Below are 17,925 nucleotides of genomic sequence, written 5' to 3'. Positions count from 1 at the left end.
GTGATGGCGGGCGTACACCAGTGCCGCAAAATGTGATCTCCGCGAGGGCAGATGCCTGTTTTATGATTTATTGTCAGCATTCGAACCTGGGAACAACATCCCTCTGAATTCGTACTTTAGCCCCAAAACCCTACTTGCGCACCTCAAGGCCTTTCGAAATGAGACATTCCTGCTTTTTCGTCGCGGTGGCCGCCGGAACACTCAGCCTTGCAGGCTGCGGGCTCGAATCCTCCGGCTCTTCCACCTTCAATCCAGCGACGAACGTGAACCTGGGGTTTTCCTCTTTTACGCTGACGGAACAAATGGACACGACCCTGTTCAACGATCTCTACCAGGCCGTTGAGCCCGATCCCGCCAATCCGAACTACACCGAAGCGCAAGCATCGGCGCAAGGCATTCGCGAGCAACTGTCGGTGTTTCTCGGCCTTGGGGTGTCCGAAGATCAATCGGCCATCCTCTCGGTGAGAAATCCACTGGACCTGATGCGCCGGGTCATCGGCGAGGACGAAGTCCAGAATTTTACCGAGGCTCGTCAGTACATCAGCGCCAGCATTGATTCCGGCGAGGTGGGCATCTACGACACAACCACCAATGGCGTTTCCATCCAGTTCACGGATCAGGCCGCCGCGGAGGCCGGCGCGGCAGTACAGGACTATTACTGGCGCTACCCGACGGTGAAGTGGGTCAATACGCCGGACACAACCGGCAACGTGATCCGAACGCTCATCTGGGTCGCCTCAGGGACCTTCCCAAAGGGCAGCACCCGCCCCAGCGCGGCATTAGGTACAGAGTTCCGGGGCCGGGATTTTTCCGCCGCCGGCTATAACGATGGCGCCCGACTCGGCAGTGAGGGCAGCGTTGTCATTGAAGGCGAGCGCGAGTTCAGTTTTTCCCGAAACTACCGTGGCATACAAACCGATACCATCATCATTGATGGCACCCGGGTTGGAACCAGTGAATTTCCTGATGATCCGGACCAACCTTCAGGAACCCTGCCAGGCCCTGGTTTCAGCTTTGGCGATCCGGCCAGCTCGATATCCTGCCTGAAAATCGAAATGGATTACTCGGTGCCAGAGGTAAAAATTTACACGTCCAGTGCTGAGGCGCCCCGGAACTACGATCCTGAAGATCGAGAGCAAACAATCGCTAATCCAGCGTATTGCACCAACCTCACAGAGCCCAGTTTCCAGTACTCGACCGTGCCGACCGGCGCCCGGTCCTGAGCACCGCGCGGGCCGTTCAGCACAGAGGCCGGTCCGTCATTTCCCAGTTCCGCAGAAAACCTTTCTTGCGGTTGATCATCCGCTCAAAGGCGGAAATCATGATCTCGGCGTGCGGAGCGCGCCTCAGCCGCAGCGTCTCGATACGACGCTCCAGATGCTCGACTTCAGAGCTGACCTTTTGATGAACGTGATCCCGGACGCTGTCGTGATGATCCAGCATCACAGCGCGTTCACAATGGGTAGAGCGGTTCCTGGAAGGTTTGTCCATTTAATGTCTCATCCAATGAGTCGTGGCTGTCCTTTAACCGTGGTTAAATTTTGCACGGCGGCCATGGAAAGAGCAACAAAAATGAATATAGTTTCATTTTTATTAAGATCCCCGTCACAGGTCTTTATTCATCACACGACGTATCCCCTGCTATAGTTCCGTTAAACAGTCACTTATCGCCCGCCAAACGGATTGCCATGACTCCCCAGACGTCTGTTGCTCATACCCTCCGGGAATACCTATCGCTGCTGGAACTGCTGGATGATGCCTACTGGGAGGCGGGCAACATTCGCCACAAAGACATGGTGTACGACGTCATCAGCATCTTCCATCAGGAAGTGGCAGAGATGAACAAGCTCAGTGTTCAGGAACAACACTACCCTTACGAGATGATTACCGAGGGAATCCGACGGGTGGTTCCGAAGCTGGAACAGCTGGATGAAAACCGGGAGGATGTCATTCAGAGGACCCAGACACTGACCGATTTCCGGGATGTGGTGTCGTCAGTGCTGGGTATTCTGGAGGCGCAGCTGCGGTCGGTTTAGGAGCCTGCCAGTGCCAGTGGCCGCTGGTCTTCCGGGATGATCGGGAAGCGGTCACACACGGTGTAGACGAATTTCGCCAGTGACGGCAGGTGGTGGCCGACAATGGAGATGCCGGTATTGATCAGACTGACCGAAATGTCCCGGGCCGGGTCGGCCCAGCAGAGTTTATTGATCAGCCCGACATGACCAAACGCGTGGCGACTTTGGGGCCCCCACAGTCCCACCGGATTGCCCCCCAGCATCAGGCCGGCACTGAATCGCATCGGGATCATCATGGTACGGTCGATTTGCAGCGACCCGTATTGCTGGATGGCCCGGTGTACGGTCCGCTCGCTGCAGATACGCTTGCCGTTCCAGACCCCACCGTTGAGCATCATCTGGAAAAAACGCCCCATCTCCTCGGCAGTGCCGCACAGGTTGCCGGCCGGAATGACCGCCTCCTGAAAGCGCGGATCATTGGATACTCTCTCGACGGTGTGGATGTCCGCCCCCAGGGCGCGGCGGATCACCCAAGACACCGGGAAACGCGGTGTCGGGCCGGTGGCGTAGTTGGAAGCCAGATCGCTCAGGTGCTCTGGAGCGATACCGTAGGTAAACCACGTCATGCCCATGGGTTGCCGCAGGTGCACATCAAGGAAATGCTCAATACTCTCGCCGGTGACCTTTTCCAGGACACGCTGGAGCACAAAACCGCCGGTAATCGCGTGGTAGGACACCTTGGCGCCGTCGACCTCCACCGGCCTCGCCTCGCACAACAGCCGCCAGACCTCATCCCGGTCCCACAACACATCGATCGGCGTGGAGGTCGGCAATGCCGGTATGCCGCCACGATGGGACAACACCTGGTGCAGAGTAATCGTGCGTTTGCCGTTCTGGGCGAACTCTGGGCAGTAATAGGACACCGGGTCCATCAGGTTCACCAGGCCCTGTTCCGCCAACATGTGAATCAGCAGCGCGGTGACGGCCTTCGACGCCGAGAAAAAGCATACCGGGGTCTCGGTGGTCATGGCCGCGGTGGGGCCGGTAGCCGGGTCGTTGGGGCCATTGCCATGGGCGTGGCCGATGGCCCGGTGCAGAACCTGCTCGCCTTTATGACGCACGGACAACTGCATGCCGGGATGCACACCGGTCCGGTACAGGCACTCCACACTGTGCCAGATGGCGTCGATGGTTTCGCTGCTGACGCCGGCGGCTTCCGGGCGTTCACCCGCCGGATCGCGGACAGTGACGGTTGAGAGATCCTTGGGTATCCGGCTGGTGTGCAGGACACGGCGGGCAATTCGATTCATCCGATAAACCTTTTCTCAAGGGTGCGTTTGATCCAGTGTCGCCACGCAACCTCCGGTGGTCATTGGCCGGAGTCGGAGATTGCCGGTGTCAGAGCATCCAACCAACCCGCGGGCGAGTGACGTCATTATGAACAGACAGACCCCGAGGCACCAGACACGCCGCCAAGCGTCTTTTTTCGATGTGGACTGTGTTAAGTTTTGGGGACAATAAGATTCAACAGGGAATTCCCGATGACCCCCGGTATCAACGCCCTCAAGAAAGCCGGCGTGCCATTTTCGGTGCACGAATACGACCATGCTCCGGACGCCCCGAGTTATGGCCTGGAGGCCGCGGAAAAAATGGGCACCGAACCCGGGCGAGTGTTCAAGACACTGGTGGCGGCGGTAGACGGTCAGTCTCTGGTCGTGGGCATCGTGCCGGTGAACAGCCAACTGAGCATGAAGCGGCTGGCCCGTGCTGCCAAAGGCAAGAAGGCCGCCATGGCCGATCCGGAAGCAGTGCAGCGCAGTACCGGATACGTGCTCGGTGGCGTCAGCCCCCTGGGCCAGAAGCGACGGCTGGCGACTTTCATCGATGACTCGGCACAGAGATTCGGAACGGTTTTCGTCAGTGCCGGACGGCGCGGGCTGGAAATCGAACTAGCCCCGGCGGATCTCGCCCGCCTGCTGAACGCCAGCTTTACCCCGTTGCAACAGGAGTAACCCGTGGAGCACACGCTGGACCTGTTGCTGATCGGCGGCATCATGTTGCTTGCCCTGGCCGCCCATACGGTGGGCCAGCGCCTGCATGTGCCCAGGGTCACCCTGCTGCTGCTGGTGGGCGCCCTGGCCGGACCGGAAGTGCTCGATCTGGTGCCGGTATCCATCAGTGAAAACTTCCCGCTGGTTACCGAGCTCACCCTGGCCATGGTGGGCTTTCTGCTCGGCGAGCGGATGTCGATCCGGGATCTGAAGCAGGGGCGGGAGGCGATCATTATCAGCCTCGCGGTTACGCTGGTCACGGCGGGCCTGATCTTCGTGGCAATCTGGGCGGTGACCGGCAATCTGGTGGCGGCGCTGATTCTGGCCGCCATCGCCACCGCCACCGATCCCGCAGCGACCCTGGATGTGGTGCGACAGACCCGGGCAAAGGGCCCGCTGACCCGGCTGGTGACCCAGGTCGTTGCCATTGACGATGCCTGGGGCGCCCTGTTGTTCAGTGTGCTGCTGGTGTTCGCCCAGCTGCTCTCGGGCAACGGCGCGGGCCTCACCGAAACCGCGCTTCACGGCCTGTACGAAGTGGTCGGCGCCATCCTGCTGGGCGCGCTTCTGGGCTTGCCGATGGCGTGGCTGACCGGCCGGCTGAAGCGCGGTGAACCCATGCTGCTGGAATCCGCCGGTTTTGTCTTTCTGGCGGCCGGGCTCGCCGGAGCTCTGGGGGTTTCCTATCTGCTGACCTGCATGGCGCTGGGCGTTACCGTGGCCAACGTGGCCACCCATCATGTCCGGCCTTTCCGCTCGATCGAAGGCATCATCGAACCGTTTCTTGCCATGTTCTTTTTCCTGGCAGGCTTTGGCCTGGACTGGTCCCTGCTGCCAACACTGGGGGGCCTGGGAGCGGCGTACGTGGTGGTCCGGATTCTCGGGCGGGTGGCCGGGGGCATCGCCGGGGGCGTGCTGGCAGGCTCCGATCCGACCGTACGCTACCGTAACGGCGCCTGCCTGCTGCCCCAGGCCGGCGTCGCCATGGGCCTTGCGCTCGTGGCCGCCGATCGCATTCCCGAGATGACCTACCTGATGCCTTTGATGGTTGGCTCGACGGTATTGTTCGAGCTGATCGGGCCGCCGGTGACCATGCAGCAGCTCAAACGGGCCGGCGAAATTCGCGGACGCAAAGTTGCCCGCCACCGGACATAAAAAACCGGAATGCCCCTACGGACATTCCGGTTTTCGGTCCTGATGATCCTGCCAGCGGCAGGATCAGGGATCAGCTCACCGACGCACGGGCATCGGCCAGGATCTTGTTCAGGGTTTCGCTCGGCTGCATGACCTTGCACACCATGTCCTTCGGTGCGTGGTAGTAGCCACCGATATCGGCCTCGTGGCCCTGGATCACGGTCATTTCTTCCAGGATCTTGTCCTTGTTGTCTTCCAGCTGCTTGGACAACTTGCCAAAGAACGCCTTCAGCTCGGGATCATCGTCCTGGTGAGCCATTTCCTCAGCCCAGTAGCGGGCCAGGTGGAAGTGGCTGCCGCGGTTGTCCAGCTCACCGGTGACACGGGACGGCGACTGGTTATTCTCCAGCAGTCGGCCGGTAGCCTTGTCGAGGGTCTGGCCCAGCACACGGGCACGGTCGTTGGACTGCTTCTGGCCAAGCTCGTCCAGGGACACCGCAATGGCCAGGAACTCACCGAGTGAATCCCAGCGCAGGTGGTTTTCCTGAATCAGCTGCTGTACGTGCTTGGGCGCGGAACCGCCGGCACCGGTTTCGTACAGGCCACCGCCATTGAGCAGAGGCACGATGGACAGCATCTTGGCGCTGGTGCCCAGCTCCAGGATCGGGAACAGGTCGGTGAGGTAGTCACGCAATACGTTACCGGTCACGGAGATGGTATCGAGGCCACGGATCAGGCGCTCCATGGTCCAGCGGATGGCGCGAACCGGGCTCTTGATCAGGATTTCCACGCCGTCGGTATCCAGTTCGGCCAGATACGTCTCAACCTTCTGGATCAACTGGGCATCGTGAGGACGCTCGTCGTCGAGCCAGAACAGTACCGGCATACCAGAGGAACGACCACGGTTCACCGCCAGCTTGACCCAGTCACGGATCGGCAGATCCTTGGTCTGGCAGGCACGCCAGATGTCGCCTTCTTCCACCTTGTGCTCGGTCAGCACCCGACCGTCGGCATCGATAATGCGCATGATGCCGTCTTCCTTCATTTCGAAGGTCTTGTCGTGAGAGCCGTACTCTTCCGCCTTCTGAGCCATCAGACCAACGTTCGGCACAGTACCCATCGTGGTGGGATCAAAGGCGCCGTGGGTCTTACAGAAGTTGATCACTTCCTGATAGATGGTGGCGTAGGTGGACTCCGGCATGACCGCCTTGGTGTCCTTGAGCTTGCCATCCCGGGCCCACATCTTGCCGGAGTTCCGGATCATCGCCGGCATGGAGGCGTCGACAATCACGTCGCTCGGTACGTGCAGGTTGGTGATGCCTTTAACGGAATCCACCATGGCGATTTCAGGGCGATGCTCGTAGCACTTATGCAGCTCTTCCTGAATTTCTTCCTGCTTGGACTCCGGCAACTGCTTGATCTTTTCGATCACGCTGGACAGGCCGTTGTTGGGGTTAACACCCAGCTCGTCAAACAGGTCGCCGTATTTGTCGAACAGATCCTTGTAGAAAATCTTCACCGCGTGACCGAACACGATCGGGTGAGAGATTTTCATCATGGTCGCCTTGACGTGCAGCGAGAACATGACACCGGTCTTTTCGCAATCGGCAATCACGTCGTCGAAGAACGCGCACAGGGCTTTCTTGCTCATGAACATGGCATCAAGAACTTCGCCGTCCTGCAGCGGCAGGCTGTCCTTCATGATGGTCTGCTCGCCCTTGGCGTTTTCAAACACGATCTTGGCGTCAGTCGCCTGTTCCAGGGTGAGTGACTGTTCACTTGAGTAGAAGTCGCCGCCGCGCATGTGGGCGACGTGGGTACGCGAAGCCGGGCTCCACTCACCCATGGAATGCGGGTGCTTGCGGGCGAAGGCTTTGACGGCCGCCGGCGCGCGACGGTCAGAGTTACCTTCACGCAGAACCGGGTTGACCGCACTGCCAAGCACCTTGGCGTAACGGGCCTTGATCTGCTCTTCCTCATCCGTTGCAGGATGTTCTTTGTATTCCGGAACCTGGTAGCCCTGCTCATTCAGCTCCTTGATCGCGGCACGCAGCTGCGGGATCGAGGCGGAAATGTTGGGCAATTTGATGATGTTGGCGTCCGGGTCCTTGGTGTATTCGCCCAGCTCGGCCAGGGCATCGGGAACCCGCTGATCCTCTTCCAGATGATCCGGGAACGTCGCCAGAATACGTGCCGCCAGAGAAATGTCGCTGGTCTCGAAATCAATACCAGCCGGCTTGGCGTAGGTTTCCAGGATGGGAAGCAGTGACCGCGTCGCGAGGGCAGGCGCCTCGTCAGTCAGGGTATAGACGATCTTGGCTTTGGATGATGTCATTTTCGTCCTCAGGCTAATGGGTGGGTTCAGGACGGTCATGGCGCAGTCATGCGTCTTGTGAACGCGAGACCCGAGCGATGACTGATCAGAAACTTTTGATAGGCTTATTAAGATAACATTTTTTCGGAAATCAGCGTTACGATCTTAGTATAAAAACGGAGTAACCAAGCTCTAAAAGCGATAAACACGCGCCAACGCACCGCGAATTTACGAAACTTTCATACATTGGGGTATCTGGCGCGGGGTAGGCGGCGCCACAGCGCCGGAAGCAGGACGGAGCCGGCGTCGGCTCCGTCCGGCAGGGTCAGGCCGGCAACAGTTGGGCCTGCTGGAAGCGCTCCCGAATCTGGTCCAGCGCCTCGGGGTTGGCCAACGCATCTCGGTTGTCCGCTTTGGCAGAGCCATTGATCAGGCGGGCGACCGCCAGTTCCACTTTCTTGCCACTGCGGGTGTACGGGATGTCCGGCACCTCGACGATGTGCCTGGGCACATGTCGTGGGCTGGCTCCCTCACGGATGCGGGTTTTCAGGGTTTTCTGCAGCTCTTCGGTCAGGGCCTGGCCAGCGGCTGGCACGACCAGCAGAACCACTTCCACATCGCCATCGATCTGACGCCCTACCACCAGGCTGTCCTTGACCTCATCGACGGTCTCCACCTGACGGTAGATTTCCGCGGTACCAATGCGGACACCGCCCGGATTCAGAGTGGCGTCGGAGCGGCCATAGATAATAGCGCCGCCGTGTTCGGTAAATTCGATGAAATCACCGTGGGCCCAGACGCCCGGGAAGCTATCGAAATACGCGGAACGGTAGCGGGCACCGTCGGCATCATCCCAGAAGCACACCGGCATCGACGGCAGCGGCTGGCGGCAGACCAGTTCGCCACGGCCTGCGCTGACCGGCGCGCCATCGTCGCCGAAAGCCACCGCGTCCACGCCCAGGAACCGGCACTGGATTTCGCCGCGACGTACCGGCAGCAGTGGCGTGGCGCCGACAAAGCAACCACAAATGTCGGTACCACCGGCGATGGAACCCAGCAGCGCGCCCGGCGCGCCGTCTTCGTAGACCCAGTCGTAGTCCTCTGGCAGCAACGGCGAACCGGTGGAGAAGAGCACCCGCAGGGCGCTCAGGTCCAGGTCTTTCGCCGGTTTCAGTTCCGCCTTGCGGCAGCCGGCCAGGAACCGGGCACTGGTGCCGTAGTGGGTGACTTTCTCGTTGGCCACGGTTTCCCACAGGCTGTTCAGGGTCGGATAACCGGGCGAGCCGTCCACGGTGATGACGGCCGCGCCGGTCATCAGTGCGGAAGCCTGCCAGTTCCACATCATCCAGCCACAGGTGGTGAAGTAGAGGAAGCGGTCGTCCGGGCCCACATCGCCATGCAGCATCAGCTCCTTGGCGTGATTCACCAGTAAGCCGGCGTTGCCGTGCACAATACACTTGGGCTTACCGGTGGTGCCGGAGGAATACAGGATGTAGACCGGGTGGTCCGGGTCCTGCGGGGTGAAGGTCGGTACCTGGCCAGCGCCAAAGGCAATGGCGTCCTCCCAGGTGGACACCAGATCACCGGCAATCGGGACCTGATCCGGGAGCTGCTGGACACTGATCACGCATTTCAGCGAGGGCAGACCGGCGACCAGCTCGGCAAATTCCTGCTGACGACCAAACACCTTGCCGCCATAGCCGTAGCCGTTCACGGCAATCAGCGCCGCGGGCTCGATCTGGCCGAACCGGTCCAGAATGGCGCCGGAGCCGAAGTCCGGGGAGGCCGAACTCCAGATCGCACCCAGGCTGGTCGCCGCCAGCATACCGACCATGGCCTCGTAGCCATTGGTGACCACACCGGCAACGCGGTCACCGGCCACAATGCCCTTGCTTCTCAGGAAGGCTTCGAAAGCGCCAACGTCGGCCTTCAGCTCGGCGTAGGTCCGGCGCAATACGGGCCGGGTTTCACAGTAGGCAACTATGGCTTCGCGCTCTGCGTGCTCACCGTCCGCCAGCCGCAAAAGGTTGGCGGCAAAATTCAGTTTCATGCCCGGGAACCACTCGGCACCGGGCATTTCCCGGCGGCCAAGGACTTGCTGTGCCGGGGTGTCGCACACCAGGCCACAGAAATCCCAGACCCTGGCCCAGAACGTCTCCAGTTCATCAATGGACCACTGGTGCAGCGCGTGATAGTCAGCAAATGGTCCGAACCCCTGCTCCTCGAGCCAGGTTTTGAACTGGCCCATACGCGACTGGCGCAGGGTGTCTTCCGACGGAGACCAGACTACCGGTGATTGTGCTGTGTTACTCATCTGATGCTCCTGACAATTACTGCATGTGCCAGCCGTGGCTGACAACAATAGACTGACCGGTCAAGGCGGCCGACGGGAAGGCCGCCAGGTGAACCGCTACTTCGGCCACATCTTCAAGGGTGGTGAACTCGCCGTCGACGGTGTTTTTCAACATGACCTTGCTGATCACGTCCTGCTCGGAGATGCCCAGCTCTTTGGCCTGCTCCGGGATCTGCTTATCCACCAGCGGCGTGCGCACGAAGCCCGGGCAGATGATGTTGCTGCGTACGCCGTGCTCGGCGCCTTCTTTGGCAACGGCGCGGCACAGCCCCAGCATGCCGTGCTTGGCCGCCACGTAAGGCGCCTTCAGCGGCGATGCTTCGAGCGAGTGGACGGAGCCCATGTACAACATGGTGCCGCCGCCGCTTTCATACATCTGCTTGAGCGCGGCCCGGGTCACCAGGAAGGCGCCATCCAGATGCACACTCATCACTTTGCTCCAGTCGGCGAAGGCCAGCTTGTGCACGGCATCAATGTGCTGGATACCCGCGTTGGCCAGGGCAATGTCCAGCCCGCCCCAGCGCTCAACGATGGCGGCAACGCCCTCGTCCACCGCCTGTTCGTTGGTCACGTCCATGGCCAGTGCCATGGCGGTACCGCCGGCTTGTTCAATCGCATCGGCCGCTTCCTGCGCTACTTCCAGGGTCAGGTCGGCCACGGCTACTTTGGCACCTTCCCGGCCGTATTGTTCCGCGATGGCCCGGCCAATGCCTCTTCCCGCACCGGTAATCAGTGCAATCCGGTTTTCAAGACGCATGCTTCAGGTCTCCTCAGTCATAAGCCACGCTGGGCAGCCAGGTCGCGATTTCCGGAACCAGGAACACGATGGCGAGGGCTACCAGCTGAATAATGATGAACGGCACAACGCCGCGATAAATGTCGGTTACCTTGATCTCTGGCGGTGCCACGCCCTTGATGTAGAACAGGGCGAAGCCGACCGGCGGAGTCAGGAAAGAGGTCTGCAGACACATGGCAAACAGGATGGTGAACCACACCAGGTCGAAACCCAGTTGCTGCACCACCGGTGCCACGAGCGGCAGGATGATCAATGTGATTTCCACCCAGTCCAGGAAGAACCCGAGCAGGAACACACCCAGCAGAATGGTCAGAATGATGCCGTACGGGCCAAACGGCAGGCTCAGCAGGGCATCCTCAATTACTGCGTCACCACCCAGGCCCCGGAGCACCACCGAAAACGCCGTTGCCCCCAGGAAAATGGCGAAGATAAACGCCGCGGTGCGCGTGGTCTGCTGCATGGACGAGTTCAGCACTTTCAGATTCAGGCGGCCGGCCATCAGGGCCAGTATCAGCGCGCCGAGGGCACCAACGCCGGAGGCTTCTGTCGGGGTGGCAACACCCGCGAAAATAGACCCCAGCACGCCGAGGATCAGCGCCGCCGTGGGCAACACCGCCTTGGCCACTTCCCAAACCACGCTCCAGCTGACCTTTTCCAGGCCCTCCGGAACCGGTGCGATGTTGGGCTGGAACAGCGGACGCAACATGGCGTAAGCCACATACATGGCACCGAGTAACAGACCGGGCAGGAAGGCACCCATAAACAGATCACCAACCGACGCCTCAGGCACGGCCAGACGATCCGCCATCAACACCAGCATGATGGAGGGCGGAATCAGGATACCGAGGGTGCCGGTGGCGCAGGCAGTGCCGACGGCGAAGCCCTTGTCGTACTTGTTCTCCATCATCACCGGCAGCGACAGCATACCGAGCAACACCACGGACGCACCGATGATGCCGGTGGTGGCGGCCAGCAGCACACCAATCACGATGACCGTGACGGCAAACCCGCCACGCACATTTCCAAACAGCTTGACCATGCTGTTCATCAGGCGCTCAGCCACGCCGGACTGGTCGAGCATGATGCCCATGAAGATAAACATGGGCAGCGCCACAAGCGTCTCGCTTTTGACGATGTCCCATATCCTTTCGGGTACCAGCCCCATCGACGAGGGATAATCAAACCAGAGATTGGCGCCAAAATTGTCCACGGCCACGACCCCAACGAGGGTCCAGATCACGGCCGTTCCAGCGAGTACCCAGGCAACGGGGTACCCGGTCATCAGCAGGCACCCGAACGTCAGGAACATGCCGATTACAAATAGGGTTTCAAGCTCCATCAGCTTGCGTCCTCTTTCTTGTCATTCCCGGAATCAACCCGGATCGGGCGGGGGAAGCCAAACAACAGAGCGGTGACCTTGAGCAGGCGAGATACCGCAGCGACCATAATCAGCACGAAGGCGAAGGCAAGCACGGCCTTGAGCACCCAGCGATGGGACAGGCCGGCCGGCGCCTGACTGGTTTCGCCAAGCTCCCACGAACGGATGGCATAGGGGATCATCTCGTACACCGCAAGACCCAGAAACGGGAGCAGCAAAAGCAACAAACCGAAAAATTCAATCCAGCCCTGGGCGCGCAGGGACAGTCGCTCGTGAATCACGTCAACGCGGACGTGGTCATCGACCACCAGGGTGTAGGCCATACCGAGCAGCCAGCCAGCGCCTGCCAGATGCCACTGGACCTCTTCCAACAGGACCGATCCCTGGCCAAAAACATAGCGGCCAACAACCGCCCAGATAATGACGCCCGTCACCACCAGCCACAGCCAGGACGCGGCCTTGCCGATCGCCGACAGGATCGAGTCCAGCCACTGGCTCAAGCGGGTGGTGGGCAATTCAGTGTGATGATGAATCAGCTCATCTGCACCACTCACGGACACACGCTGGGTGCTCCGGGGGCCCTGATCAGACACCGTCATAGGTGAAAACCTCACTCAGAAGGCAATTACTGAGAAGTGCGGAGGGCCCCAAAGGGGCCATCCGCCGGGGAAACGCACCGGCCTGACGGCCGGTACGATTCAGACTCCAGCCGCTGTTACAGATCGGCCGGCAGGTAGGCGCGCTCATCCCACACTTTGTAGGATTCCATGAACGCTTGCTGGCTCTCGTAAACACGCTTGAAATCCTCATCCTTGGAGGCTTCTTCTTTAAGAACCTCCTCGGTGACCGCTTTCAGCTCCTGAAGAACCTCGCGGGGGATCTGGTCTGCGTTAACGCCCTTGTCCTGGAAGCCAGCCAGAACGGCGCCGTTCTTGTATTCACCCTCGGCCAGACCACGGGTAGTGGCGGCGGTACAGGACGCTTCAACCAGGGCTTTCTGGGCATCGGTAGCACCGTCCCACTCGGCCTTGTTGATCAGCATGTACTGAGCGGTGAACTGCTGGTGCCAGCCCGGGAACAGGTTGTACTTGACCACCTGATCGAAGCCGAGGATCTGGTCGATTGCGGGCATGGAGAATTCGGTGGCATCGATAGTGCCTTTCTCCAGCGCCTGGTAGAGCTCGCCGCCCGGCATCATGGTGACGGAAGCACCCAGCTTCTCCAGCACCTTGCCGCCCAGACCGGCGAAACGGATCTTCATGCCGTCGTAGTCTTTCAGGCTTTCGATTTTGTTGGCATACCAGCCAGCGGTCTCAGGCCCGATGATGCCGCACAGCTGCGCGTGCACCTTGAATCCCTTGTTGGCATAGACTTCCTGCAGCATCTCGTGGCCGCCACCGTAGTAGTACCAACCGGTGTAGGCCCAAGGCTTCATGCCGAAAGGAACCGCGGCAAACAGCGGCACTGCAGGGACTTTACCCTGGTCGTAACCGATCCAGGTATAGCCAGCCGATACTTTGCCGTCAGAGACAGACTGCAGGATATCGAATGGGGGAACCAGCTTACCTGGCTCATAGACACGGACCTGGATGCTGCCGTCAGAAGCCGTCGTCAGGTTATCCGCAACCCATGCGGCTGGGGAACCCAGGCCAGGCAGGTTAGTGGCGAAAGCAACGGGCATTTTCCAACGCAGATCATCTGCAAAGGCGGAGCCCGAAGTCAGGGCAATCGCACCGGCCACACCGGTGAGGGCCTTCAGAAGTTTCATTGGCAAGTCTCCTAACATTGTTATTGTGTCTGGCCCGCCGTACAAATTCGGCGGACAGGGTCTGAGTATAGTCAGGTAACGCAGACAATGAAGACGGACTTATCCAAAGGGTGGGGGTCCAACTGAAGTGCGTCAGTCTTATTGTCTGCGTTGTTCTGACGTCTTGCAGGCGAGCTAAAGCAGGCACTGTGCCAATAAAGCTTTTACTCTAATTTTCAACAGGTTATTGATTTCAAAAAGAATTGGCCCGGAACCAGTTTGTCCTGATAACCGGACAGTCTTAGACATCCGTCTAAGCAGACCGTCCGGATTATCGAACACCTGTCCGGACTTCAGGACATCTTGGCGAGTTTTTCGTAAAGAACGGACCGGGAAATCCCCAGTAATTTGGCCGCCCGGGTACGATTGCCGCGACTGGCCACCAGGGCCTCTTCGATGGCCTGGGCTTCCGCATCCGCCAGCGTGCGGGCCAGCGGCCGGATGGGCTGGGGCGTAAGGGAAGATGCTGTGCGACGACGGCCTTTGGGGAGCACCTTGAACACCGCGTCGGCATCCAGCAGCCCACCCTCCTCGCTCATGGTCAGGGCACGTTCCAGCACATTACGCAGCTCGCGGATATTACCCGGCCAGTCGTAGCTGCCCAGAGCCGCCACCCCGGCATCGGTGATTTCCACCTGCATGCCCAGACTTTCGCAGATGTCCCCCAGAATCGCCTCACACAGCACACCGAGGTCGGCAAGCCGCTCGCGCAGCGGCGGAATGGGAATCTCCAGCACGTTCAAACGATAATAGAGATCGGAACGGAAACTGCCGTCTTCGATCATGGCCTCCAGGTTGCGACTGGTGGCCGCAATAACCCGGACATCCACCTGATCCACCTTGTTCGACCCCAGCGGTTCCACTTCCCCTTCCTGCAGGGCCCGCAGCAGCTTGGCCTGCAGTGGCAGGGGCATATCGCCCACTTCATCCAGGAACAGGGTGCCGCCGTTGGCCAGCTGGAACTTACCGTCCCGGTTACGCCGGTCCGCCCCGGTGTAGGCACCGGGCGCCACACCGAAAAATTCCGCTTCCAGAAGGTTGTCGGGGATGGCCGCCACATTGACGCCAACAAAGGGCTTGTCGGCCCGGGCCGACACGGTATGAATGGCTTGTGCCAGTACTTCCTTACCGGTACCGGTTTCGCCCAGCAGCAGCACCGGCATTTCGCGACCAGCTGCCAGTCGGGCGCGGCGCTTGACCTCGAGTGCCGCCGGGCTGGCCCCGACAAAGTCACCCAGGCTGTAGCGGGTGCCCCGGACTTTCTTGGCCAGCGCCTTGCGTGCCGCCGCCAGATCCTGGTGCAGGCGGCGGTATTTCGACACCAGCGGCGTCAACGGCTGAAGGTCATCATAGAGTACAAACGCCACGGCGCCCTGCACGGAACCGTCCTCATCAAAAAACGGCACCCGGGTAACCACCAGCTGCTGCTGATCGTGCTCCATGATATCCAGCAACAGCGGCTTGCCGCTGCTGACCACTTCCGGCATGCGGCTCTGGGGGATTACCTGACGCACCGGCTTGCCCAGCGCGCCTTCAAGATCCGTCAAGCCCAGCAAACGGCCGTAGCTGTGATTGATCCAGGTAATGCAGCCTTCGCGGTCAACCGCGATAGCCCCGGCACTGGCTTCCTCAAACATGGGAAACAAGGCTTCGATCAGATCCCGGGTCAACCCGCTTTTGTTTTTGTCGTTGAACAACTTTTTCATGTATCCCGAACCAGCAACTGCTTCATTATGCTTCATAGGAACCACCCATCTGTCCGGATATCCGGACAGGCATGACAAAGTATATGAGCCCCGATTGACGGGCGCAAACCAAACGCCCCGGCAAGGCCGGGGCGATGTTAGTGGTAGCTGGAAGATCAGTCCGGGATACGGACCTGGTTGTCCTCAAACACAATGAGGTCTGCCGGCACCGGCTCGGCGGCAATATCCGGCAGGTTGTCGCTGGACAGCGGAGTAGCGACGTCACCACGGGGTGTGGTCCGGACCACCTGGCTGGGCGGCAGTGCCTCGCCTTCGGTCAGGTTGGCCCAGACCAGGTCGAGGGCCTGGAAGTAGTAGTGGTGCAGCGGAACGTAGGTGTCAACCAGTCCCGGTACCAGATCACCACCGATGCCAGGGATGGCAAGAGGGAATCTCAAACCGTTCAAGACATCCAGGTGATGGGCGTTGAGCACCTCGTAGTAACGCAGGTTGCTGTTGTCACCTTCCACCTTCTGGTTCAGACCAAAGTAGGGGCGGGAGGTATGGTTAATGGGCAGAATTGCATCGGCCCGGCCGGTAACGAACACAGTCGGCTTACCCTGCAGATCCCCGGAGGCACGCACAGCCTCGATTCCCTCGGCAATGGCCGCGGCCAGTTCGGCCTGTTCACCTTCCAACGCCGCTCCCGTTTCCGCATCGGTACCCTGGGCAAGACTGCGCAAGCACAGCAGGGCCTCCAGGCCATAATCCTTTCCAGCCGCGCCGGGAGATGTACTGCCTGCAAGATTCGTGGGCTGACCTTCAGCGTCGTCGTAGACAATGTTGACGCCGCCAGTTGGCGGGATGCCGTTGCTGGTTGCGAACAGCGCCGCTTCGCCTTCCGCGGTCAGCTGGGTTAAAGCACCCGGATTGCTGATGGTATCAAGCAGCGGCAGGGTGGCCGCAAAACTCAGGTTACAGACCCGATCTTCGACACCGGCGCGGGCGTAAGCGTTGGCATAGGTCACGGAGATGCTTTGCGGCACGTTGATCAAGAAATGGATCGGCGCCAACGGGTTCTGTTCCGGCTGAATGCCGTACACATCGTTCAAAATGCGCAGAGCATCCGCGGCTTGCTCTTCGAGGGTAGCCCCGGGCTCTACATCCAACAGATTCTTTTCTGCCAGAGCAGCACAAATATTGGCGCCAATTTCGGCGTTATTGAAATTATAGGGCGCCGCGGCATTGACCGATGCCTGGTTGGCACAACCCTGATACACCGCCAGCGCGGTGGTGTAGTCCAGCAGGCTGCGGCTGTGTTCAGAGATCACCGGGCCGTCACCCTGGACAATGGTGAAGCTGCGATCCACCACGGGGTTCACATTCGGCTCGGACACGGCCACGCCGTCGATCAGGCCATCGGTGTCCTGCTCCGCCGCACGCACCGAGGCACCGCCGCCGTTCGAGATGCTGGAGGCGATGACCAGGGTGTTGTCGGGCGTGATGGTCCGCAGGACCGCCTCAGTACCCAGCTCGCGGCCAAATTTCTCATTCAGCACGTAGAAGCCGAACTCGATCGACTGCAGCACGTGGCGGCCCCAGTCCGCTTCGGGATTGGCTTTGGAGTGGGCGTGTTTCCAGGCAAAGCGGTCCGGCGACTGGCTGTTAAAGTCTGCGCGCTGCTCATCCGTCAGGTCAGCCCGGAACTGGACGGCCTCATCGCCGTCGGTCAGGGTGCCGTCAATCCGCTGCGCGGCATTGGTCTCCAGATTGTGGGAACCGGTTCCTGTGCCCTTGTCGGTGTAGACCACGGCACAACCTTTCTTCAGGCCCCACTCGCCGGCGGTACCAATGGCGCCGTAGATACCCCGGGAACCGGAAGACGGTGCGGTCACCATACAGGGTTGCTCGGCGTTAAAGCTGTCCGGCACCTGGGCCATGACGGTCACCGGCACGTCGGTGCCGGGCACGCTCATGTACGCAATGAACTCGTCACCGGCAATCAGGCCTTCACCGTCAGCCCCGACCTGCGGGCCGAAAAAGGTGCCATAGCCGCCAGCAGCCGAGGTATCCACCAGGGCGCGGTAGTTGTTGTAGATCGCCAGCTTCCGCAGTTCGGCCGGGGTAGGATTGAGAGGGTCATCAAAAGCGGGGGCAGCACCGGCCAGGCCGCTGGCGCCCAGGCCCGCGGTCAGCAGGTCGTCGGTGACGCCGTCGTAGCTGGTTTGCTGAATATCGCCCTGAACAAAATCAGGAACGAAGTTGATCGGTTTCTTGCCGTTGTTGTCATTGCAGGCGGTCAGAGCCACCGCACTGGCGCCGATCAGGGCGCAGAGTACTGTTCGTTTCATGGCTGTTCCTTGGTTATTGTTGTAAACAGGTGAGCCAGACC

The 17,925-nt window shown here is 60.3% G+C and carries 14 protein-coding genes; 4 read left to right on the top strand and 10 right to left on the bottom strand.

The genetic code is table 11. The annotated features are described in order from the left end of the window. The first annotated feature begins 158 nt into the window (after positions 1–158). A complete protein-coding gene (locus LPB19_RS04315; protein ID WP_206644884.1) occupies positions 159–1,223 on the top strand; it encodes a hypothetical protein in 1,065 nt (354 codons plus the stop codon). 16 nt (positions 1,224–1,239) lie between these two features. Here LPB19_RS04315 and LPB19_RS04310 read toward each other — a convergent pair whose 3' ends face one another. After that, positions 1,240–1,491 (bottom strand): hypothetical protein, encoded by a 252-nt coding sequence (locus LPB19_RS04310; protein ID WP_206644883.1) that lies wholly within the window; start codon positions 1,489–1,491, stop codon positions 1,240–1,242. 197 nt (positions 1,492–1,688) lie between these two features. Here LPB19_RS04310 and LPB19_RS04305 point away from each other — a divergent pair, with 197 nt between their 5' ends. Then, complete coding sequence (locus LPB19_RS04305; protein WP_206644882.1) at positions 1,689–2,036, top strand: hypothetical protein; 348 nt, start codon at positions 1,689–1,691, stop codon at positions 2,034–2,036. Here the strand turns inward: LPB19_RS04305 and LPB19_RS04300 are convergent. Further along, on the bottom strand, positions 2,033–3,325 hold the full coding sequence (locus LPB19_RS04300) for a serine hydrolase domain-containing protein (RefSeq protein ID WP_206644881.1): 1,293 nt from the start codon (positions 3,323–3,325) through the stop codon (positions 2,033–2,035). The two genes, LPB19_RS04305 and LPB19_RS04300, sit on opposite strands and share 4 nt — an antisense overlap. A 231-nt stretch (positions 3,326–3,556) precedes the next feature. Between LPB19_RS04300 and ybaK the strand changes: the two genes are divergently transcribed. Further along, a complete protein-coding gene (gene ybaK / locus LPB19_RS04295) occupies positions 3,557–4,027 on the top strand; it encodes a Cys-tRNA(Pro) deacylase (RefSeq protein ID WP_206644880.1) in 471 nt (156 codons plus the stop codon). Positions 4,028–4,030: 3 nt separating this feature from the next. Continuing rightward, positions 4,031–5,221 (top strand): cation:proton antiporter, encoded by a 1,191-nt coding sequence (locus tag LPB19_RS04290; protein ID WP_206644879.1) that lies wholly within the window; start codon positions 4,031–4,033, stop codon positions 5,219–5,221. A gap of 70 nt (positions 5,222–5,291) precedes the next feature. On the opposite strand, the gene LPB19_RS04285 is transcribed toward LPB19_RS04290, so the two are convergent. The 8 genes from LPB19_RS04285 to LPB19_RS04250 form a co-directional block, all read right to left on the bottom strand. Further along, positions 5,292–7,535 carry an NADP-dependent isocitrate dehydrogenase gene (locus LPB19_RS04285; RefSeq protein WP_206644878.1) on the bottom strand — a complete coding sequence of 748 codons (2,244 nt, stop codon included), beginning with the start codon at positions 7,533–7,535 and terminating at the stop codon, positions 5,292–5,294. A 304-nt stretch (positions 7,536–7,839) separates the two neighbouring features. Beyond that, a complete protein-coding gene (locus LPB19_RS04280) occupies positions 7,840–9,828 on the bottom strand; it encodes an acetoacetate--CoA ligase (protein WP_206644877.1) in 1,989 nt (662 codons plus the stop codon). Between the two features lie 16 nt (positions 9,829–9,844). Then, on the bottom strand, positions 9,845–10,624 hold the full coding sequence (locus LPB19_RS04275; protein ID WP_206644876.1) for a 3-hydroxybutyrate dehydrogenase: 780 nt from the start codon (positions 10,622–10,624) through the stop codon (positions 9,845–9,847). 13 nt (positions 10,625–10,637) lie between these two features. Beyond that, positions 10,638–12,002, bottom strand: coding sequence for a TRAP transporter large permease (locus LPB19_RS04270; RefSeq protein WP_206644875.1), 1,365 nt, complete (start codon positions 12,000–12,002; stop codon positions 10,638–10,640). Continuing rightward, the gene (locus tag LPB19_RS04265) at positions 12,002–12,640 is read right to left on the bottom strand and encodes a TRAP transporter small permease subunit (protein WP_206644874.1); all 639 of its coding nucleotides are present in this window, start codon (positions 12,638–12,640) and stop codon (positions 12,002–12,004) included. Before LPB19_RS04265 ends, LPB19_RS04270 begins: the two co-directional genes overlap by 1 nt. Before the next feature lie 116 nt (positions 12,641–12,756). Next, on the bottom strand, positions 12,757–13,809 hold the full coding sequence (locus tag LPB19_RS04260; RefSeq protein WP_206644873.1) for a TRAP transporter substrate-binding protein: 1,053 nt from the start codon (positions 13,807–13,809) through the stop codon (positions 12,757–12,759). Between the two features lie 332 nt (positions 13,810–14,141). Beyond that, positions 14,142–15,554, bottom strand: coding sequence for a sigma-54 interaction domain-containing protein (locus LPB19_RS04255; RefSeq protein WP_206644872.1), 1,413 nt, complete (start codon positions 15,552–15,554; stop codon positions 14,142–14,144). Positions 15,555–15,709: 155 nt separating this feature from the next. Next, complete coding sequence (locus LPB19_RS04250; protein WP_206644871.1) at positions 15,710–17,884, bottom strand: 3-hydroxybutyrate oligomer hydrolase family protein; 2,175 nt, start codon at positions 17,882–17,884, stop codon at positions 15,710–15,712. Positions 17,885–17,925: the final 41 nt, after the last annotated feature.

The organism is Marinobacter salinisoli, assembly GCF_017301335.1.
Lineage (GTDB): Bacteria > Pseudomonadota > Gammaproteobacteria > Pseudomonadales > Oleiphilaceae > Marinobacter > Marinobacter salinisoli.
Note: the sequence above shows the minus strand (reverse complement) of the source record. Positions and strands in the feature narration are given on the sequence as shown.